The organism is Roseateles sp. GW821-FHT09H10 (assembly GCF_059415865.1).
In genome coordinates this window covers 253770-273629 of record NZ_JBWKOB010000007.1, presented here as the reverse complement: position 1 = coordinate 273629, position 19860 = coordinate 253770, and the positions used below count along the sequence as shown (strand labels likewise).

At 65.1% G+C, this 19860-nt stretch carries 18 protein-coding genes and 2 pseudogenes; 7 read left to right on the top strand and 13 right to left on the bottom strand.

Going from position 1 to position 19860, the window contains the following annotated elements:
• Nucleotides 1–186 precede the first annotated feature (186 nt).
• The 5 genes from AC07OY_RS27265 (at nucleotide 187) to AC07OY_RS27245 (ending at nucleotide 7237) form a co-directional block, all read left to right on the top strand.
• Nucleotides 187–654: a hypothetical protein gene (locus tag AC07OY_RS27265; RefSeq protein WP_495045742.1), complete on the top strand. Its 468-nt coding sequence runs from the start codon at nucleotides 187–189 to the stop codon at nucleotides 652–654.
• Between the two features lie 158 nt (nucleotides 655–812).
• Nucleotides 813–1064, top strand: a complete 252-nt coding sequence (locus AC07OY_RS27260; RefSeq protein ID WP_495045741.1) for a helix-turn-helix transcriptional regulator — start codon at nucleotides 813–815, stop codon at nucleotides 1062–1064.
• 54 nt (nucleotides 1065–1118) lie between these two features.
• Nucleotides 1119–4115, top strand: coding sequence for a DUF927 domain-containing protein (locus AC07OY_RS27255; RefSeq protein ID WP_495045740.1), 2997 nt, complete (start codon nucleotides 1119–1121; stop codon nucleotides 4113–4115).
• Nucleotides 4116–5068: 953 nt separating this feature from the next.
• On the top strand, nucleotides 5069–6034 hold the full coding sequence (locus AC07OY_RS27250; protein ID WP_495045739.1) for a hypothetical protein: 966 nt from the start codon (nucleotides 5069–5071) through the stop codon (nucleotides 6032–6034).
• 78 nt (nucleotides 6035–6112) lie between these two features.
• Nucleotides 6113–7237 carry a hypothetical protein gene (locus AC07OY_RS27245; RefSeq protein WP_495045737.1) on the top strand — a complete coding sequence of 375 codons (1125 nt, stop codon included), beginning with the start codon at nucleotides 6113–6115 and terminating at the stop codon, nucleotides 7235–7237.
• 120 nt (nucleotides 7238–7357) lie between these two features.
• On the opposite strand, the gene AC07OY_RS27240 is transcribed toward AC07OY_RS27245, so the two are convergent.
• The 3 genes from AC07OY_RS27240 to lexA all read right to left on the bottom strand — a co-directional run bounded on the left by AC07OY_RS27240 (nucleotide 7358) and on the right by lexA (nucleotide 9245).
• Nucleotides 7358–7564: a hypothetical protein gene (locus AC07OY_RS27240; RefSeq protein ID WP_495045736.1), complete on the bottom strand. Its 207-nt coding sequence runs from the start codon at nucleotides 7562–7564 to the stop codon at nucleotides 7358–7360.
• Between the two features lie 349 nt (nucleotides 7565–7913).
• Entirely contained in the window at nucleotides 7914–8336 is a 423-nt protein-coding gene (locus AC07OY_RS27235; protein ID WP_495045735.1) for a hypothetical protein, read from the bottom strand.
• 237 nt (nucleotides 8337–8573) lie between these two features.
• The gene (gene lexA / locus AC07OY_RS27230; protein ID WP_495045734.1) at nucleotides 8574–9245 is read right to left on the bottom strand and encodes a transcriptional repressor LexA; all 672 of its coding nucleotides are present in this window, start codon (nucleotides 9243–9245) and stop codon (nucleotides 8574–8576) included.
• A gap of 84 nt (nucleotides 9246–9329) precedes the next feature.
• Here lexA and AC07OY_RS27225 point away from each other — a divergent pair, with 84 nt between their 5' ends.
• Nucleotides 9330–10247: an asparaginase gene (locus AC07OY_RS27225; RefSeq protein ID WP_495045733.1), complete on the top strand. Its 918-nt coding sequence runs from the start codon at nucleotides 9330–9332 to the stop codon at nucleotides 10245–10247.
• On the opposite strand, the pseudogene AC07OY_RS27220 reads toward AC07OY_RS27225, so the two are convergent.
• The 4 genes and pseudogenes from AC07OY_RS27220 to AC07OY_RS27205 form a co-directional block, all read right to left on the bottom strand.
• Nucleotides 10244–10333: pseudogene (locus AC07OY_RS27220) on the bottom strand (PEP-CTERM sorting domain-containing protein); the annotation flags it as partial. The gene AC07OY_RS27225 and the pseudogene AC07OY_RS27220 overlap by 4 nt on opposite strands.
• A 252-nt stretch (nucleotides 10334–10585) precedes the next feature.
• Nucleotides 10586–11557, bottom strand: a pseudogene (locus AC07OY_RS27215) (esterase-like activity of phytase family protein); the annotation flags it as partial.
• Between the two features lie 265 nt (nucleotides 11558–11822).
• Nucleotides 11823–12257: an organic hydroperoxide resistance protein gene (locus AC07OY_RS27210; RefSeq protein ID WP_495045732.1), complete on the bottom strand. Its 435-nt coding sequence runs from the start codon at nucleotides 12255–12257 to the stop codon at nucleotides 11823–11825.
• Nucleotides 12258–12297: 40 nt separating this feature from the next.
• Nucleotides 12298–12789, bottom strand: coding sequence for a MarR family winged helix-turn-helix transcriptional regulator (locus tag AC07OY_RS27205; protein WP_495045731.1), 492 nt, complete (start codon nucleotides 12787–12789; stop codon nucleotides 12298–12300).
• 127 nt (nucleotides 12790–12916) lie between these two features.
• Here AC07OY_RS27205 and AC07OY_RS27200 point away from each other — a divergent pair, with 127 nt between their 5' ends.
• Nucleotides 12917–13279, top strand: coding sequence for a DUF1304 domain-containing protein (locus tag AC07OY_RS27200; protein WP_495045730.1), 363 nt, complete (start codon nucleotides 12917–12919; stop codon nucleotides 13277–13279).
• 7 nt (nucleotides 13280–13286) lie between these two features.
• Here the strand turns inward: AC07OY_RS27200 and AC07OY_RS27195 are convergent, their stop codons facing one another.
• The 6 genes from AC07OY_RS27195 to queF form a co-directional block, all read right to left on the bottom strand.
• The gene (locus AC07OY_RS27195) at nucleotides 13287–15230 is read right to left on the bottom strand and encodes an ABC-F family ATP-binding cassette domain-containing protein (RefSeq protein WP_495045729.1); all 1944 of its coding nucleotides are present in this window, start codon (nucleotides 15228–15230) and stop codon (nucleotides 13287–13289) included.
• On the bottom strand, nucleotides 15227–16087 hold the full coding sequence (prmB, locus tag AC07OY_RS27190; protein ID WP_495045728.1) for a 50S ribosomal protein L3 N(5)-glutamine methyltransferase: 861 nt from the start codon (nucleotides 16085–16087) through the stop codon (nucleotides 15227–15229). The genes AC07OY_RS27195 and prmB overlap by 4 nt, the downstream gene beginning before the upstream one ends.
• Nucleotides 16084–17253 (bottom strand): PilT/PilU family type 4a pilus ATPase, encoded by a 1170-nt coding sequence (locus AC07OY_RS27185; RefSeq protein WP_495045727.1) that lies wholly within the window; start codon nucleotides 17251–17253, stop codon nucleotides 16084–16086. The genes prmB and AC07OY_RS27185 overlap by 4 nt, the downstream gene beginning before the upstream one ends.
• A 2-nt stretch (nucleotides 17254–17255) precedes the next feature.
• Nucleotides 17256–18080 (bottom strand): 2,3,4,5-tetrahydropyridine-2,6-dicarboxylate N-succinyltransferase, encoded by an 825-nt coding sequence (gene dapD, locus AC07OY_RS27180; RefSeq protein WP_495045726.1) that lies wholly within the window; start codon nucleotides 18078–18080, stop codon nucleotides 17256–17258.
• Nucleotides 18077–19294 (bottom strand): succinyldiaminopimelate transaminase, encoded by a 1218-nt coding sequence (dapC, locus tag AC07OY_RS27175; protein WP_495045725.1) that lies wholly within the window; start codon nucleotides 19292–19294, stop codon nucleotides 18077–18079. The genes dapD and dapC overlap by 4 nt, the downstream gene beginning before the upstream one ends.
• An 86-nt stretch (nucleotides 19295–19380) precedes the next feature.
• Nucleotides 19381–19821 carry a preQ(1) synthase gene (gene queF / locus AC07OY_RS27170; protein ID WP_457425016.1) on the bottom strand — a complete coding sequence of 147 codons (441 nt, stop codon included), beginning with the start codon at nucleotides 19819–19821 and terminating at the stop codon, nucleotides 19381–19383.
• Nucleotides 19822–19860 lie beyond the last annotated feature (39 nt).

The following is a 19860-nucleotide window of genomic DNA, read 5'->3' as shown; positions in this document are numbered from 1 at the left end:
CCATCCGTCAGCGTCGCACTGCAGGGTGGTGCCAATTTCGGACCAAGCAGCTGGAACGGGCCGTGACGGGTGTCCGGGCCTGCGATCATGTGAGGGCACCGCGTCACCGGCAACCGACCCTGCCGGGCTATCTGCATCCCCGCCAGGCCGGCGTCGTGCTTCTTGGCTGCGGGGAGTGAGGCATGAATGACGAATCTGACGGCAGCCGAGCTGGATCGCTTGATCAAGGATGAGGAAATGCGGCTGCTGCGCGAGAAGGTGCGCCGTCAGCTCAACCCCACTCTTGCTGAGGCGATGCGGGACTTTGAAGAGCAGCAGGTACGCAACTTGGTGCGCTCTCTGGCCGGCACGTCGGCCCCTTCAGGTGGCAACACCTTTCTAGACCGCCTGGATTGGGCGGGTTCAAAGGTCGCGACCACCGGATCTCAATCCGCCTTGCGCCGGCCTGTCGGCAAGCGGGTGGAAGGACTGCCGTCCGATGAGGATCTGGCGAAAGAACTAACCGCAGAGCTAGCCAAGAAGAGGCACGGTGCAACCAAGCGGATCGCTGACAAGTACGGATGTAGCGTGGACACCATTCAAAGGCGCGTGAAGAAGAAACGTGCGCAGGGGTCATCCGTCTTCAGTTTGGTCAGACCTAGCCCCAAGCGTTAATGCCGCGCCGCAACTGCCGCATGGTGTCCGTGCGGCAGTTCCATGAGCCCGTGGCCGTCCACCACGAGTGAAACGCACTCAGGTGGCGTGCGGCAGTTTGCTGCCGCACGAAGACGTTCTGTGCAATGGGAACCGTCAAAACTACTTGGCGATATCCCATGCAAATCGTTTCCGAAACGCGTCCGCAGGTGAAGCGCGATCGCCTGCTGCGCCTGCCCGATGTGGAGGGTGCTACCGGTCTGAAGAAGTCGACCCTCTACCTGCTGATGAAGCGCGGCGAGTTCCCGCGCTGCGTCCAGGTAACGCCGCGTTGTGTGGCATGGGCCGAGTCGGCCGTGTTGCAGTGGGTTCAGGACCGCATTGGCGCAACCCTGGCACCAGCGACGGCCCAGAAGGCGGGCTTGGAATGAGGGGAGGTGCCTACCCAGGATTGTTGTCGATGGCAATTCATCTGAGGCGCGCGCATGCCACGACAGATTAGGCCGCGCGCCATCTCGCCCGAGCTCATCCGTCAGGCCCTTGCCTGCATTTCGCCAGCTGTCGACCGTGAAACCTGGGTGCGCTTAGGCATGGCGGTCAAGGCGGAGATGGGCGCCGAGGGCTTCGACCTGTGGAACGACTGGAGCGCCCAGGCCGAGGCCTACAACTTGGCCGACGCCCGCGACACTTGGCGCAGCATCAAGGCGGGCGGACGGGTGACGGTAGGCACGCTCTTCGGCATCGCCAAGGAACACGGCTTCCGCTTTCCTGATGATGCCGGCCAGGCCATAAGCTCCGAGGCCCTGGCCGAACTGGAGCGCAAGCAGGCCCAGGAAGCGGCCCGCCGCAAGATCGCCCATGAGGCCGAGGCCGAGCAGCACCGGCGCCGAGCAGAGAAGGCGGCACTCGATGCGGCCGAGCTGTGGGCGGAGGCCGCAAAGTCGGGCGCCAGCCCCTACCTGCAGCGCAAGCGAGTCCAGGCCCACGGCGTGCGCTTCCTGCCGGATGGCACGTTGCTGGTGCCGCTGCGTGACGCTGCAGGCGAACTGCACAACCTGCAGCGGATCGCGCCGCATCCTCCGACCGAGGAAGAGCAGGCCCGGGGGCGCACGGAAAAGCGCTTCCTGTCCGGTGGCCGCAAGCGGGGAATGTTCCATGTCATCGGCCCGGCTGCCGTCGATGGCCCCGCACCTGACATGGTGCTGATGGCCGAGGGCTATGCGACGGCCGCGACCATTCACGAGGCCAGCGGTCTGCCGGCTGTGGTGGCCTTCGATGCAGGCAACCTGGCGGCCGTGGCCGAGTCCATGCCGGCGCGCTTCCCAGGCGCCCGCTTCCTGGTGTGTGCCGATCATGACGCCGGCACCGAGGCCCGCAGCGGCAAGAACCCCGGCCGTGAGGGGGCCGAGAAGGCTGCTCGCAAGCTGTGTGCGCTGGGCTCTGCGGCGGCAGTGCTGCTGCCCGAGGGAGTGCCCAGCGGCGGGAGCGACTTCAACGACCTGGCGGCAGACTCAGGACTTGAGGCCGTTGCCCTGCAGATTGCGGCAGCGGCCCAAGCGCCGACCCTCGCGACATCACGCAGGCCTCGGGCGCCCCGCCAGGCCGTGGAATCGGCCCCAGACGCCATGAACGAGGGTGCGGCAGGGTCAGGGCATGCCGATGATGAGGTGAGAGCTTCTGAGGCTCCACCATCGGCCGGCCCCGGTGGTCGCGACCCGTTCACGCTTGATGAGCGGGGCGTGTGGTTCATCGCCCGCGACAGCCAGGGCGAGGACCGCCCGCCGCTGTGGGTGTGCGCACCGTTGCAGGTGACGGCCCGCACGCGTGACGACTCGGCCAACGGCTGGGGCTACCTGTTGGAATTCGGCGACCCCGACGGCAACCCCAAGCAGTGGGCCGCGCCAGTGGCGATGCTGAGCGGGGAGGGAGCCGAGTGGGCAGCGCGCCTAGCTGACATGGGCTTAGAGATCGCCCACGGCCCGGCCGCGCGCAACCATGTCGGCCGCTACATCAAGACCCGACACCCGGCCGAGCGTGTCACCTGCACTGACCGCGTAGGCTGGCATGGCGGGGCCTATGTGCTGCCCAGTCGCTGCATTGGCGAGGCCGAGGGCCGGCGCTACGTGTTCCAGTCCGAAGTGGGTATAGAAGACACATTCCGCCAGCGGGGCGACCTGGACACCTGGCGGGCCACGGTGGCAGCGCCCTGCGTTGGCAATAGCCGCTTCGTGTTCGCGGTTAGCTGCGCATTTGCTGGGGCGCTACTGCTGCCGGCCGGCGTGGAAAGCGGCGGCTTTCACTTCCGCAGCGGGTCCAGCCAGGGCAAAACCTCGGCCCTGCGGATCGCGGCCAGCGTGTTGGGCCGGTCTGACTACGTGAAGCGCTGGCGCACGACCGATAACGCCCTGGAGGCGACTGCGGTTCAACACAGCGACGGCCTGCTGATCCTGGACGAGATTGCCCAGCTCGACGCGGCGAAGGCCGGGGAATGCGCCTACATGCTGGCGAACGAGCAGGAGAAAGGGCGCAACACCCGGAGTGGGTTAAACCGCAAGCAGCGGACCTGGCGCCTGCTCTTCCTGTCCTCAGGTGAAGTGAGCCTGTCCACGCACATGGCCGAAGCCGGCAAGCGGGTGATGGCGGGCCAGGAAGTGCGCATGGTCGATATCCCGTTGGACGCCGGCCAGGGCATGGGCGGGGTTGAAGCCCTGCACGGCCACGCGACTCCCGGCGCTCTGGTGGAGGCCATGACGGGCGCAGCGGCACGCTGTTACGGGGTGGCGGGACGCGCCTGGCTGGAATGGGCCTGCAGCCATCAAGCCGGCCTTGCAGACCGACTGGGCGCGATGGTGGACGAGCTGCGCGCCGACATGCTGCCGAACGGCGGCGGCGAGCAGGTGCGCCGCGTGGCCCGTCGCTTTGCCCTGGTGGCCGCTGCTGGTGAGCTGGCGAGCGAAGCTGGAATCACGGGGTGGCCAGCCGGTACGGCCTCGGCTGGCGTGCGCCGTTGCTTCGCGGACTGGCTGGCGGCCCGTGGACACCTCGACAACGGAGAGGATGCGCAAGCACTGGCGCAGGTGAAGGCCTGGATTGAGAAGAACGGCGACGCGCTCTTGACCCCGATTCATCGAGCGCACGACGACCACAGACCAAACACGGCGTTACGCGCTGGCTTCAAGCGCCGTGTAGACGAGCAGGGGAAGCCGATCAAGCTCGATAGTGCTACGGACTACATGGAAAAGCGCAGCTCGCCTGAGTCATCGGAAAAGTTCAACGCGATCACTGAATACTTGATCCTTCCTGAGGCATGGAAGCGTGATGTCTGCAAGGGCTTGGACGCCACGGCCGTAGCATTGCTGATGCGCAAACGGGGACACCTGGACCATGAGGTGAACAGCCTGCAGCGTGGCCATCGCGTGCCAGGCATAGGGAGGGTGAAGGTGTATCACCTTAAGGCGTCGGTATTGGCTGATGAACTTTGAGCCATGCCGGCGGTCGCCCCCACGGAGAGCTGCGCCAGATGTTGGCACAGGCACCCTCGCGCTTACCAACTCTGCGATCGTTGTCGCCTGGTCGGCTTGTGTGCGCTGGCCAGCAAGAGCGAAGTGAAGCCCGACGAATGTAGCGAGGGCCGTGACGATGGAGCGCTGGCACCGATGACCAGTTCGACTAGCTTCATGGACGGGGTATCTGACTTGGGCAGTAGCGGGGTCGCGAGGTAAGTGAGGGCGCAGAGCGCCATGGCGGCGAGCGCACAGGTTTGGCAGCCAAACTGATGATTTCATGGAGAGCATCCCGGTCCTTGTGAAAAATCGAGTTGGAGCCACGTTGATGGGCGTCGTCAGGACTCGCCGACCCGAGGCCCAGCACGTTGTCCCCGCCAGGCTCAACCGCGGGGACAGATGGTCGGGACAGGAAAGCGATTCCAGATCAAAGACTTGGGCGGCTTGTCCCCGCGTCCCCGGCGTCCACGCCACCTTGGTGACGGCCGTTAGTCCACAACTGATTTCTGGTCAGGTGCATGCGATGCCGCCCATGTGCTCGGGCCAAGTTACCCGGTTTCCAGCTCGTCGAGTTACCCGGTCAGCGCGAGTTACCCGGAAAGTTACCCGGGTCGGACTGCGGCCATGGCTGACGGCTGAAGCCCAGGAATCACACTCTTCTACGACAAGCGACCACTGGCGCGGCCTGGCACGGAGTGTTGGGAAATCCAGAGCGTTTCCGTCTATAGCGCTGGCGCGGCTTGGCCGGTATCGTTTCCCAAGTTTTGAGCGCGGTAAAGGCTTGCGCCGCCCTTCACCGAAGATCAAGCTGCGACGCATAGGTAACATCAGATGTAGTGGCGAGCACTTGATGCTTCCAGCCAGTGTCAAGCGCTGTCCGACCCATTCATAACGTTCAACATATTGCCTCTATGGGACCCGCAGGATTTTTCTTGTACAACAAGGACGGCGTTTTTCTTCAACCGTCTCCCGAGGTAAACCAGGCGTTTAAGCCGTCGAAAAGATTAAGTAGAGCGGAGCACGATGAACTACTGATCGTCGAGTATCAGCAAGCCTGCCTTGGCACAGACCAGGAGTTTGATGTTTTGGCAAGAGGCGAACGGCCAGATTTTTTGATTTCCAGGCAAGGAAAACGCATTGGCCTTGACGTCACAATTCTCACGATTGGTGATCAGAGAATCAGGATTAACCGCTTTCAAAGATTCAAAGACGCGATAGAAGAAGCTAAGGCATCCGGAATTTTCAATGGTTGTCAGGATATTTCAATCTCGATCGAATTCGCTGCGGATCATGTGCCCCAGGCTGACGACAAGTTGATTGGATGGTTTTTGGGTGCAGTGAAACACGTAGGAATTCAATTGGAAGCTTACTTGGCAGTGAGCCAGAGGTATGGATTTGAAAGCTTTCCGCCAATCGGCGGAAATTCCCCTTGCGGCTCGCTCAAATGGAAGATGACCGGATATGGAACACGCGACGACGGCATCCGTCAGAACGGAGTGGGAATAAACATTCAGCTGCATGATGCGAGGGCCATTTCACAGAATGACTTGATCGAGTCCATAACTGGGCTAATCGCTTCGCACGATAAGCAGGAGGATCAAGGAATTGACGAACTCGTAATAATCGCAGGAGCGCCCGATGAGAATGGTCGCCAGTATATTTCGGAGTCGCTTGCTGGAGAGTACGTCCTGCATCAAGGTCTTCCAGAATTCACGTTTCCACGCTTCAAGTCAAAGGTCGTTCTTTTGTTGTGGCACAGCGGAAAACTGATTGAACTCTACGTCAACCAGGCGTATATACCAACCGGCGCGCCAAAGATGCAAATTAGAGCGCAAGCGGGCATCGCTCCCAGTGAGCGTTGCGGGAGTGGCCGGAAGGCGCAAATAGTTCTTGACTAGGAAGGTGCCGTCAATCTAAAAACACCCTAAACGGGCGCACGAAAATACAGCGCTTCGTTCACCATGCACGGAGGATCTGTGCCAGCATCCAAACAAGAAGAGTTGATTGAATTCTTAATGGCACACACATTTGGTGCGCCTTTTCTATTTCGGCCACACAAATACGGCAAGAAGACAGGTGGATGGAAGCAGGAAGAACCGACCGACTTGTTTTGGGCTCATGGCAATCTCGTGGCGTTGATGTACCTGAACGAATCGTCCTCTAGCCTTGCCAAGCAGCTTGACCACAATCAGCGCCAGCCGTACAGATATATACGTCTTTGGGCAAGTGGCGACGAGCGATTTATCCTGAGGGGTGTAAATCGCTTCGGGGACGAAAAACAACTTCGGTTTGATGATTTTAAATATCTGATTACTATTTCGGTGGTCTCGGCCCATTGTGGACTTTCTGTTGCTAGGGACAACAGTGGGAAGTACGGAAAGCGCGGGTTTACGCTGGTGGTCTCTACTGCTTCCATGACGCTTCTAGCAAAGCATGGCTGCACATTCGCCGACCTACTGTCTATCGCAGCAGCTCAAGCATCCGGCCCTTCTGCGGCCCTCAACGATGAGGATCGATTCACGGAACTGCACTTCTACCTGGAAGCGTATCTACAGGCTGCGCTCCAACAGGCGCGGAGTCTCGAACTTGGTGGAGAGCCCCCCTCGCCTGATTGGTTGACAAAAATATTGCAGCCGCTGTCCCACGCCCGCATGGGGGGCAATTCGAGCCTAAACGATCACGGCAGGCAGATCGTGGCTGCCATGTTCAGCGATATGACGCTTGCAGAATATTTGCGCGTCGGTTTCGCTATCGCGAGAGTGTTTGAGTATTGTGAGGCCCCTGCGTTTAAAAATTGGTGCGTCTTGGCGATTGATAACCCTCACTATCCGTTTGTGATTGCCGGATCGAGTTTGGGTAATTCTGTAAAAACACGCGACCTTATCATGCGGGAGACTTTTGCGGCAGCATCGAAGATCAAAAGCGGCCGACCCGTTGTGATGATTCAGTATTTTGACTGGAACGCTTTTGGTGGCGACTACCACCATCCTGGTCTTATTGGCCTGCCGCCAGAGATCAGCCTTTGTTTTCAATCAGAAACCACGGCGGATCGCTTGATTGATTGGCTTGACAAGTGTCAATCAAACCGACCCGCAGCGTGACGACGCGCCGCAGGACCGGGCAGCACCCTGCCGCCGCGGCTCCCCGGGGTCAGCTGACCCCGGACGCCGATCCAGTCGTTGGCAGGGCGCGTTTATGTAGCGTCGAACCCTTCAGACGCGTCAACCTTGGGTTGTAGGTGAAGTCTTCAGCGCGGCATGGCGGCCTTCCGTCTGCGCGGTAGGGATTTGCGCAACCGTGCCGCAAAGGAGCACATCCGCATCGCCCTGCCTGTGCTGCTCGGCTTGGTCGACAGTGCAGGTCTGCCTCAGCTTCATGTCGCCTTTAAATCGCCGGATGAACGTGCGCAGCAGTGCGTTGGCGCTCATGGGCACTTCCCCGGCGTGCGCAGTGCGCGACGATCTAGAGAAGCTCACAGGGATCACAACGCTTGGCTCATCGTGCGTTTGTCGGCCCGTGGACTCGGCCGGCTGACCGGGTAACTTTCCGGGTAACTCTCTCGATCCATTGATGGGAAACCCAATGGTTATTAGGCCTTCTGGCGAGAGTTTGGGTGACCCCGGCCCACCATTCAAGGGTCCAACAAAGACCGCAACGACTGAAAGCGCCAGGTGAACCCATCACCTGGCGCTTTTTTCTTGCGCATGGGGCCCGCACTGACCACTTGTGTCCGGATTCCGCAGAGGCTGCCGTCGGCACCTCGATCGATCTTCGAGATCAGGGAACCCGCGTGGGCTTGCAGTCTTTCGGGCCCTTGGCAACCGGGATCGAAGTCCTGCGATACGAATTGCTCTCACCCGCGTGAAGCTGGAAGACTTCGACCGAACACAGCGCCCGGCCGGATCGGAACTGGACCTCGTACTGGCCGTCGGCCTCGGGTGTGAACGTCACGGGAAGGCTGCAAGTCCGGACGGCCATGAGGTCGTGGGGGCCAATTTGGCTGTAGAGCAATGTCACGGCTCGCTGAGCAGGCATGGCGACTTCCAAGGTCTCCGATTCGGGCCGGCCACTGCTTCCCAGCATCTGCGGCCTGATCCCCCTGGACGCGTCCTTCTCCGGCGTGGGAAGCATCGCTTTGCTGCCGATCACGCCGATGGCCTGCGGTCCTTCGCAACCCGCGGTTGAGAAGGTATGAACCATCGCAAAGGCTTCGTTTCCAACGTAGCGGACGCGAACCTGGGAGACCGGCCCGCTCGTCGGTTGGACATAGTGAGGTGTGCATGCGGCGGTCAGCGCAACCGCGACAGGAAGCAAGAGCCAACACGTTTCCCGTTTCACCACTTTCCTCCCTTCCCGCGGCCTTGGCGCCGCACGTGTTCAAGCAAAAAAGGGCCCGTGTCGACGACAGGGGCCCTCTTCATTTCGAGCGCACCAGGATCAATTGAACCCTTGCCCGCGGATCAGGCCGACGGCCAGGCCCTCGATGCTGAAGCTCTCGCTGTGCTCGTTGATGCGGATGGGCTCGAAGTCGGGGTTCTCGGGCAGCAGCTCGATGCCTTCCGGGCCGCGCTTGAAGCGCTTCACGGTGACCTCCTCGCCGACGCGGGCCACGACGATCTGGCCGTTGCGGGCTTCCTTGGCCGACTGCACGGCGAGCAGGTCGCCGTCGAGGATGCCGATGTCCTTCATGCTCATGCCCTTGACCTTGAGCAGGTAGTCGGGCTTTTTGGAGAACAGGCTGGGCTCGACGTTGTAGGTCTGCTCGACATGCTCCTGGGCCAGGATGGGGGCGCCAGCGGCAACGCGGCCGATCAGCGGCAGCGTCAGCTGCGCAAGGCTGGGAATGGGCAGGCTGAACTGGCGCGCCCGATTGACGGCGCCCAGCACTTCGGATTTGAGGCGGATGCCGCGCGAGGTGCCGCCGACGAGTTCCAGCATGCCTTTGCGGGCCAGGGCCTGCAGATGTTCCTCGGCCGCGTTGGCGGATTTGAAACCGAGCTCGGCGGCGATCTCGGCGCGGGTCGGTGGGGCGCCGGTGCTTTCGATCGCTTTGCGGACCAGGTCGAAGATCTGCTGCTGGCGGGCGGTAAGCTTGGGTTGGTCTTGCACGGTCGGCCTTCTGAAGGGGCTGGCGATTTGTCCAGCACCTGTATTTTTGTCCAGGAACCCAAGAAATTGCAAATCTCTGCACCTTTGATTGTCATTTTGGGTACCGGCGGCACGATTGCCGGTACCGCCAAGACCGCCAGTGATGGCGTGGGCTACACCGCCGCACAGCTGAGCGTCACTGACCTGCTGGCGGCCGTGCCGAGCCTGGCGGCCCAGCGCCTGGAGGCGCACCAGGTCGCCCAGCTCGACAGCAAGGACATGGATTTCGCGACCTGGCAGAAGCTCGCGAATGCGGTGCAGCAGCAGTTGGACCGGCCCGAGGTCGGTGGCATCGTCATCACCCACGGCACCGACACGCTGGAGGAAACGGCCTACTTTCTGCAGCGGGTGCTGGCGCCTGCCAAGCCCGTCGTGCTGACCGCCGCCATGCGCCCGGCGACGGCGCTGGCGCCGGATGGGCCACAGAACCTCTCCGACGCCGTCCAGGTGGCGGCCGCGCCTGGCGCCCGGGGCGTTGTCGTCGCCTTTGCCGGCCGCGTGCACGATGCGGTCCAGGTGCGCAAGACGCACAGCTACCGGGTCGACGCTTTCGAGTCGGTCGACGGTGCCCTGGTCGCGCGCGTGGAAGAGGGCGTTGTTCGCGTGGTCGGCCGCTGGCCGTCGGGCGAGGCCCTGGGCCTGCCGCGGATCGCCGCGCCGGCCGAGCGCTGGCCCCGGGTCGAGATCGTCATGAACCACGCCGGTGCTGACGGCTCGGTCGTGCGGGCGCTGTGGGCCAGCGGCATCGACGGCCTGGTGGCCGCCGGCACCGGCAACGGCACGCTGAGCCGCGGGCTGGATGCCGCGCTGAGCGAGGCGCAGGCCGGCGGCGTGAGGGTCGTGCGTAGCACGCGCTGCGACGCCGGCCCGGTCATGGATCTGCCCGGCCTGCTGCCCAGCGCGGGCGCGCTGAGTCCGGTCAAGGCCAGGATCGAGCTGATCCTGACCCTGCTGGCTGCCTAGGCCTTGCGGCGGCGGGCGATCAGGCCGACGGCGCCGAGGCCGGCCAGCAGCATCGCGCAGGTGCCGGGCTCGGGGACGGGCGCGGTGTAGCCGCCCAGGTCGGCGGCAGAGACCTTGTAGCCGTTCAGCAGGCCTGGAATCAGCGCGTAGCCGGCCGGCAGCGAGGCGACGTTGGCGCCCAGGTCGGTGCCGTTGTCGCGGATGTACTGGCAGGCGCTCGTCGTGCCCATGGGGCACTGGATGCGCGACACGTTGGCCGTGCCGACCAGCGACGGGTTGAAGTAGACGTCGTACTGCGCGCTGGTGCCGGCGATCTGGGTGACGGAGTAGTCGTTGTCCGTGCCGGCCAGCAGCAGGAAGGAGCCGTCGGCGAGCTGCGGGCCGACCGTCAGGCCTTCCCATTTCTCGGGCGAGCGGCCACCGAAGGCGGCAGGGTTGTTGACGCCCAGGTTCAGCAGCGGCGACGCGCTCTTGGTCACGGCCACCGTGCCACCCGGCAGGGCCAGCGTGTTCAGGTCGATGCCGGAAACGTCGGTGGCGCCGGCGATGTCGATGACATGGACCTGCTTGTCCGGGCTGGCGAGGTTGGACGCCGCACCCACGCCGCGGTTGTTGCGCTCCAGGACCATGAAGCGGTGGTCGTCGAGGGCCACGATGGCCGAGATGCCGCCGCCCTGGGCCGGCGCAGGGCCGGAGCCGTTCATGCGGTAGGCGTACTGCGCGACCGCATTGCCGCTGTCCAGATCGAACTTGATGATGCGGGCATACATGCTGCGGCCGGCCGCCGTGCTGTCGGCGACGGTGCCGTTCTGCAGCATCGCGAAAGCGTACTTGCCGTCGGGGCTGATGGCCAGGCCTTCCAGGCCGCGATTGACCTCGCGGCCGGCCGTGGCGGTCGGCGGCAGGGCGTTGTAGTCGACGCCGCCGCCGGCCTTGGGCACCAGATTGGCCGGCATGTTCAGCGCGCGCACGAACTGGCCGCTGCGGTTGAACTCGTAGACCGAGGTGCCGTACTCGTCGGAGACCAGCAGATTGCCGTCGCGCGGGTTGACGACGACGCCCTCAGGGTCGAAGGCATTGCCCAGCATGGCTGGGTTGGACGGCGCGATGCCGTTGTAGGCCACGCCGTTGTTCGTGAACTTGACGGTCTGCTGGACCTGGAAATTGCTGATCGCGCCCGTCGTCGGGTTCACGTCGATGGTGAAGCGCTGGATGCGGGTGTCGTAGGACAGCGTGCCGCCGCCAGGGCCGCGGTCGGACAGGGCCCACCATTCATTGCGCTGGCGGTCGTAGTAGAGGTCGGAAAACATGCCCAGCCGGCCGTCGTTGACGGACGTGCCGTACTGGTCACCCAGGCTGCCGGGGACGACGATGCTGCCGGTGAAGCTGGGGGCGGCTTGCGCGCCCGTGGCCAGCGCCAGTGCGGCAGCGGCGAGGAATGTTTTCTTCATGGTCTGCGGTCGCCAGGTTGTGACAAAACTCACATCCTAGGAAGCAGGCCATGACGAAGTGATGACACCGGCAGGCCCGCGCGGGGCCTGCCGGTGCTTGGAGCCCGCCGTGGCGGGCGGGGCATCAGACGATGGTCAGCGAGACGTCGACGTTGCCGCGGGTGGCGTTCGAGTAGGGGCAGACCTCGTGCGCGGTCTTGACCAGGGCTTCCAGGGCGGCGCGGTCCATGCCGGGCACGGAGATCTTCATGTCGACCTGGATGCCGAAGGCACCCGGCTTGTTGGCGTGGGGGCCGATGGCGACGTCGCTGGTGATCGAGACCTCGGCGGGCAGGCTGATCTTCTGCTTGCCGGCAACGGCCTTCATGGCGCCGATGAAGCAGGCGGAATAGCCGGCCGCGAACAGCTGCTCGGGGTTGGTGCCGGGGCCGCCGGCGCCGCCCAGTTCCTTGGGCGTGGACAGGGTCACGTCGATGGCGCCGTCGGACGACTTGGCGGTGCCGGCGCGGCCGCCGGTGGCAGTGGCGGTGGCGGTGTAGAGGGCTTTTTCGATGGCCATGGTGGGCTCCTTTGGGGTGGTCGGTGGGTGGGGGAAGGAATCAGGCGGCCGCGTCGGCAGCCTTGTTGAGTTGCTGGCGCAGTTGCGTGAGCCGCTGCGTCAGCGCGATGACCTCGTCCAACTCGCAGGCGCTGGCGCAGGCGAGGTGGCTGGGGATGTCCAGGGCCATCTCGCGCAATTGGCGGCCCTGGGGTGTCAGGAAGATGTCGACACGGCGCTCGTCGTCGCGGGCGCGGCGGCGCTCGATATGGCCCAGGGCCTCCAGGCGCTTGAGCAGCGGCGTCAGCGTGCCGGAGTCCAGCGACAGGCGCTGGCCCAGTTGAGACACGCTCGGGCCCTCGACCTCCCACAGCACCAGCATGACGAGGTATTGCGGATAGGTCAGGCCCAGCGGGGCCAGCAGGGGCTTGTAGATGCGGGTCATGGCCAGCGAGCTGCTGTACAGCGCGAAGCACAGCTGGCGGTCCAGCTGCAGCCATTCACCGCGCGGATCGGCGGTGGGGGAGGGGGTCTTGCTGCGTGCCATGGCCATTAATGTAGTTCGCAATTTAATTGCGCACAAGCTAAATGGTCTTTCTGGTCTTTTGGGTGACACCGGACCCTAGGTTGATCTGAGACGATGCGCCACCCCCAAACATGAAAAGACGAGGAGAGAGCCCATGTTGATGGTCGCAATCGTGCTCGCGGCGCTGGTGGCGCTGCTGCATCTGTACTTCCTGGTGCTGGAGATGTTCTTCTGGACCAAGCCGCTGGGCCGCAAGGCCTTCGGGCTGGACGCGGACTTCGCCGAGCGCAGCAAGGCGCTGGCGGCCAACCAGGGCCTGTACAACGGCTTCCTGGTGGCGGGCCTGGTCTATGGGCTGGTGCTGGGCGCCGCGGGCGCGGGCAAGCCCTGGCTGGTGTTCTTCCTGGGCTGCGTCGTCGTGGCCGGCGTGTTCGGCGCGGCCACGGCGTCCAAGAAGATCCTCTATGTGCAGGCGCTGCCGGGCGCTCTCGCGTTGGCAGCGGTGCTGGCGGCTTGAGCGGACATCAAGCGGCCGTCATCGCCTCGATCTGCTCGCCCAGCTCCAGCCAGCGCATCTCGTCGGCTTCGAGCTGGTCGTGAATCGCCTTCAGGCGCTTGCCCATCTCGGCAATCGCCGAAGCGGCGGCGCCTTCGGCCAGCTGGCTCTCGATGCCCTTGCGCTCCTCGGCCAGGGCGTGCATGCGCTTGTCGATGGTCTCCATCTCCTTGCGCAGCGGCCTGGTCTGCTCGGCCAGCTTGGCGCGCGCCTGACCTGAGGCCTTGCGGTCCTCGCGAGGCGCCGGGGCTGCCGCCGCAACCGGCGCGGCCACGACAGGCGCGGGAGCAGGGGCCGAGGCGCCTTTCTTGGCCGCGCGCGCCGCTTCCTTGCTCTGGTCGAGCAGCCATTTCTGGTAGTCGTCCAGGTCGCCGTCAAAAGGCTTGACGACGCCGTCGGCCACCAGCCAGAACTCGTCGCAGACCTCGCGCAGCAGCGCGCGGTCGTGGCTGACCAGCATGACGGTGCCCTCGAACTCGTTGAGGGCCATGGAGAGCGCCTCGCGGGTGTTCAGGTCCAGGTGGTTGGTCGGTTCGTCCAGCAGCAGCAGGTTGGGGCGCTGCCAGACCAGCATGGCCAGCACCAGGCGGGCCTTCTCGCCGCCGGACAGGCTGCCGACCTGCTGGTTGACCATGTCGCCGGTGAAGCGGAACTGGCCGAGAAAGTCGCGCAGCTCCTGCTCGCGGCCGGCCGGGCCGACCTCGCGGGCCAGGCGCACCATGTGCTCGAGAGGCCCTTCGTCCAGGCGCAGCACGTCCAGCTCCTGCTGGGCGAAATAGCCGATGGACAGGCCCTTGCCCTGGGTCATCGTGCCGCTGAGCGGCGGCTGCGTGCCGGCGATGGTCTTCACCAGCGTCGACTTGCCCTGGCCGTTGGCGCCGAGGATGCCGATGCGCTGGCCGGCCAGCACCGAGCGATCGACATTGCGGACGATGGTGGTGCTGCCGTAGCCGGCCGACATCTCGTCGAACATCAGCATCGGATTGGGCAGGTTCAGCGGCTCGCGGAACTCGAAGTTGAAGTCCGCCGAGGCCAGCACCGGCGCCAGCTTCTCCATGCGCTCCAGCGCCTTCACGCGGCTTTGCGCCTGCTTGGCCTTGCTGGCCTTGGCCTTGAAGCGGTCGATGAACTTCTGCAGATGGGCCACGCGGTCCTGCTGCTTGGCGAAGGCGGCCTGCTGCAGCACCATGCGCTCGGCGCGCTGGGTCTCGAAGCTGGTGTAGTTGCCGCCGTAGCGCACCAGCTTGCCTTCGTCCAGGTGCAGGGTGACCCTGGTGATGGCGTCGAGGAATTCGCGGTCGTGGCTGATGATGATCAGGGTGCCGTCGTAGCGTTGCAGCCAGGCTTCCAGCCAGACCAGGGCGTCCAGGTCCAGGTGGTTGGTCGGCTCGTCCAGCAGCATCAGCTCGGCCGGGCACATCAGCGCGCGGGCCAGCTGCAGGCGCATGCGCCAGCCGCCGGAGAAGCTGTTGACCGGCGCGTCGAGCTGCTCGGTCTTGAAGCCCAGGCCCATCAGCAGCGCCTGGGCGCGCGAGCGGGCGTCGAAGGCGCCGGCATCGGCCAGGGCGGCATGGGCATCTGCCATCGCGTGGCCGTCCTCGGCGGCCTCGGCCTCGGCCAGGGCCACGCGCGCCGCCACGAGCGTCAGGTCGCCCTGCAGCACATAGTCGGTGGCGCCGTCGTCGGTCTCGGGCATGTTCTGGGCCACTTCGGAGCGGCGCCAGTGCTTGGGCACCTCGACCTCGCCCTTGTCGTTGCCCAGGCGGTGGGTCAGCAGCGCGAACAGGCTGGACTTGCCGGCGCCGTTGCGGCCGACCAGGCCAATCTTCTCGCCGGGCTGCAGCGTCGCGGATGCGCCGTCCAGCACCACCTTGACGCCGCGGCGCAGCGTGATGTCGCGGATGGTGATCATTGCAGGGCCTCCTTGGTGACGAGGAGGACCTGGTCGGCGCCGGAGGAGGTTTCCATCCAGACGACCTCGAGGTCGGGGAAGGCCGCCTCGAAGAAGTTGCGCTCGTTGCCGATCTCCAGCACCAGCACGCCGTCGTCGTTCAAGGCGGCGGGTGCGGCGCGCAGCAGATCACGAATGAAGTCCATGCCATCGCTGCCGCCGGCCAGGGCCAGTTCGGGCTCGGCAAGGTACTCAGCGGGCAGGGCGGCCATGCTCTGGCTGTTGACGTAGGGCGGATTGCAGAGGATGAGGTCGTACTTGCCTTCGGCGCCGGCCAGGCCGTCGCCTTGCAGCAGACGAATGCGCAGGGCCAGGTTGTGCCGTTCGACATTGAGCCTGGCGACGGCCAGTGCGTTGACGTCGATGTCCAGCGCATCCACCTCGACCTCGGGCCAGGCCATGGCCGCCAGCACGGCGAGGCTGCCGTTGCCGGTGCACAGGTCCAGCACGCGGCGGCTGGCCGGGTTCAGCCAGGGGTCGATGCTGGCGTCGGCGATCAGCTCGGCGATGAAGCTGCGCGGCACGATGGCGCGCTCGTCGATGGTGAAGGGCACGCCTTGCAGCCAGGCCTCACCGGTCAGGTAGGCGGCCGGCTTGCGCGTCGTGATGCGCTCGTCGACCAGGGCGGCGATGGACGCAAGCTCGGCGTCGCTCAGCTCGCGCTGCTCGTGCTCGTCGAGGGCGTCCAGCGGCAGGCCGAGGCGCCACAGCGCCAGCCACGCGGCCTCGTCGAAGGCATTCGTCGTGCCGTGGCCAAAAAACAAGCCCGCCTGGTCGAGGCGGGCGGCTTGGGATTCAATGCAGTCGATCAGCTTCAAGTGCCGCGGACGTCCAATGTGATTTCGGTGAAGCTGGCTTCGTCGCCCGCCTTCTCTTCCTTGCGCGGGGCGGTGACCAGGCGTTGCCCGGGGGCCTCGTTCTGCAGCCGCCAGAGCAGGTTGGTCGGCGAGTCGGCGAAGGCCAGGCCTTCCTCGCGGGTGATGGTGCCTTCGGTGATGAGCTTGGCGAAATGCTCTTCGTAGGTCTGGGAGCCTTCGGCGATGGACTTCTCCATCGCTTCCTTCACGCCGGCGAAGTCGCCCTGCTCGATGAGCTCGGCCGTCAGCTTGGTGTTGAACAGGATCTCGACGACGGGCACGCGGCCCCCGGCCGTGGCGCGCACGAGGCGCTGCGACACGATGGCCTTCAGGCCGGCCGCCAGGTCGTTCAGCAGGGCCGGGCGCGACTCCGGCGTGTAGAAGGACAGGATGCGGTTCAGCGCGTGATAGGTGTTGTTGCCGTGCAGCGTGGCCAGCACCAGGTGGCCGGACAGCGCATAGCTGATGGCTGCCGTCATGGTCTCGCGATCGCGGATTTCACCGATCAGGATGCAGTCCGGCGCCTGGCGCAGCGCATTCTTCAGCGCGATCTGCAGCGTGGCCGTGTCGCGGCCGATCTCGCGCTGGTTGACGACGGAGCGCTTGTTGCTGAACAGGTATTCGATCGGGTCCTCGATGGTGAGGATGTGCCCCGTCATGGTCTGGTTGCGCATCTCCAGCATGGAGGCGAGCGTCGTGCTCTTGCCGGTGCCGGTGGCGCCCACCATCAGGATGAGGCCGCGCTTTTCCTTGATCATGGTGCCCAGCACGCCGGGCAGCTGCAGGCTTTCCAGCGTCGGGATGTCGTGCGGGATGTGGCGGAACACGCCGGCGATGGAGCCGCGCTGGCGGAAGCCCGACAGGCGGAAGCTGCCGACGCCGCGCACCGAGACGGCCATGTTCAGCTCGCCGGTGTTGTCGAGCTCGGCCAGCGACGTCGGGTCGATGACCTCGGCGATGAGCTGGCGCGGCTGGGGCGGCGTCAGCAGCTGGTCCGACAGCTGCACGGTCTGGCCGTTGATGCGGATCAGCACCGGCATGTTCGCCGACAGATAGCAGTCCGAAGCACCCTTGTCGGCCATCAGCCGCAGGATGCGCTCCATGTTGCCGGCGCTGGGACCACTCATGTTCAGGCTCGCAGCAGTTCGTTGATGCTGGTCTTGGAGCGCGTCTGGGCATCGACGCGCTTGACGATGATGGCAGCGTACAGCGAGTAGCGGCCGCCGTCCTTGGGCAGCGACCCAGAGATGACGACGGAACCGGCCGGGATGCGGCCATAGCTCACGGTATCGGTGGCGCGGTCGTAGATCGGCGTGCTCTGGCCGATGTAGACGCCCATGGAGATGACCGAGTTCTCCTCGACGATGACGCCTTCAACGACCTCGGAGCGGGCGCCGATGAAGCAGTTGTCCTCGATGATGGTCGGGTTGGCCTGCAGGGGCTCCAGCACGCCGCCGATGCCGACGCCGCCGCTCAGGTGCACGTTCTTGCCGATCTGAGCGCAGGAGCCGACGGTGGCCCAGGTGTCGACCATGGCGCCTTCGTCGACATAGGCGCCGATGTTCACGTAGGAGGGCATCAGCACGACATTGCGTGCCTGGAAGCTGCCGCGGCGGGCGACGGCCGGGGGCACGACGCGCACGCCGGTGGCGCGCAGCTGCTCGTCGCTCCAGCCCGAGTACTTGGTGGGCACCTTGTCGAAGAAGGTCAGTTCCTTGTCGCCCATGATGCGGTTGTCGTTCAGGCGGAAGGACAGCAGCACGGCCTTCTTGATCCACTGGTGCACCGTCCACTGGCCCACGGCCTCGCGGGTGGCCACGCGCAGGCGGCCGGCGTCCAGCTCGGCGATGACATGCTCGACGGCCTGGCGCACTTCGGGCGCGTTGACGGGGTCCAGCGAGGTGCGGTTGTCCCAGGCGAGATCGATCGTGCTTTGGAGTTCTGCGGTGTTCATCGGCGAGATTGGGTGAAAGAAACGATGCGGTGGGCGGCTTCCAGGCATTCGGCCTCGTCGGCCACCAGGGCCAGGCGGATGCGGCCGGCGCCGGGGTTGCTGCCATGGGCTTCGCGGGCCAGCAGGCTTCCCGGCAGGACGGCGAGATTGTATTGAGCGAGCAGGCCTTGGGCGAAGGCGACGTCGTTACCACCGGGAACAGCCGCCCAGAGATAGAAGCCGGCGTCCGGCAAGCCGACGTCCAGCACCCCGGACAGCAGCGGCGTGACGGCGCCGAACTTGTGGCGGTAGCGGGCCCGGTTCTCGATCACATGGGCCTCGTCGCCCCAGGCCGCGACGCTGGCGGCCTGCACGATGGGGCTCATGGCGCTGCCGTGATAGGTGCGGTAGAGCAGGAACTTCTTCAGCAGGGCGGCGTCGCCGGCCACGAAGCCCGAGCGCAGACCCGGCACATTGGAGCGCTTGGACAGCGATGTGAAGGCGATCAGGTTCTTGAAGTCGCTGCGACCGAGCTTGGCGGCAGCCTCCAGGCCACCCAGCGGCGCCGCACCTTCACCTTCAGCGCGGAAATAGATCTCCGAATAGCACTCGTCCGAGGCGATGACGAAGCCGTGGCGGTCGCTGAGCTCGAACAGGGCCTGCCACTCGGACAGCGGCATCACCGCGCCGCTGGGGTTGCCCGGCGAACAGACGTAGAGCAGCTGGGTGCGGGCCCAGGTGGCTTCGTCGATCTGGCGCCAGTCGACGGCGAAATTGCGCGCCGGGTCGGCATTGGCATAGGCCACCTCAGCGCCGGCCAGCAGGGCCGCGCCCTCGTAGATCTGATAGAAGGGATTGGGGCAGACGACGACCGGGCCGGGGCGGCTCGAATCGACGACGGTCTGCGCGATGGCGAACAAGGCTTCCCGCGAGCCGTTGACCGGCAAGACCTGGGTGCCGGCGTCCAGCGTCAGGCCGTAGCGGCGCGAGATCCAGCCGGCGATGGCCTCGCGCAGGGCCGGCGTGCCGGCGGTGGCGGGGTAGGCCGCCAGGCTCTTCATCGAGGCGTTGATGGCCTCGGCGATCAGGGCCGGCGCGGCGTGGCGGGGTTCGCCGATCCCCAAGGAGATGGGCGCCAGCTTGGGATTCGGCGTGATGCCGGCGGTCAGCTCGCGCAGGCGCTCGAAGGGATAGGGGTGCAGCCGGTCGAGCCGCGGATTGACGGGAAAACTCATGCCGGAATGATAGGTGGCAGGTGTCCCGATCGGCTTCGCACTCCGCCGGCCTGTGTCAGCGGCGCGGCGAAGCACGCCCTCCCGGCTCAGCCCAGCATCCCGGACTCAAAGCCATGAGCCGGCAGGTCCACGCGCGGTGCGGGCGTCCAGCCCGGCTTGCGGTGTTCGGCGACGACATTGGTGTAGATGCCGCCGCGCACATACCACTTGGCCGTGATGCGGATGAAGCGCGGATCGGTCACCTTGACGATGTCGTCCAGGATCTTGTTGGTGACCTTCTCGTGGAAGGAACCCTCGTCGCGGTAGCTCCAGAAGTACATCTTCAGGCTCTTGAGCTCGACGCAGAGCTCGTCCGCAATCATGTCGATGGTGAAGTGGGCGAAGTCGGGCTGGCCGGTCAGCGGGCAGTGGCAGGTGAACTCGGGCACCTGGAACTGGATGACGTAGTCGCGCTCGGGATTCGGGTTCGGGAAGACCAGGATGTCCTTGCTGGGCTTGCTCGGCGGATTCGGCGGCACCTCGCGCATCTTGGGCTTGCTGTTCTTCTTGGCGGGGGCGGCGGACTT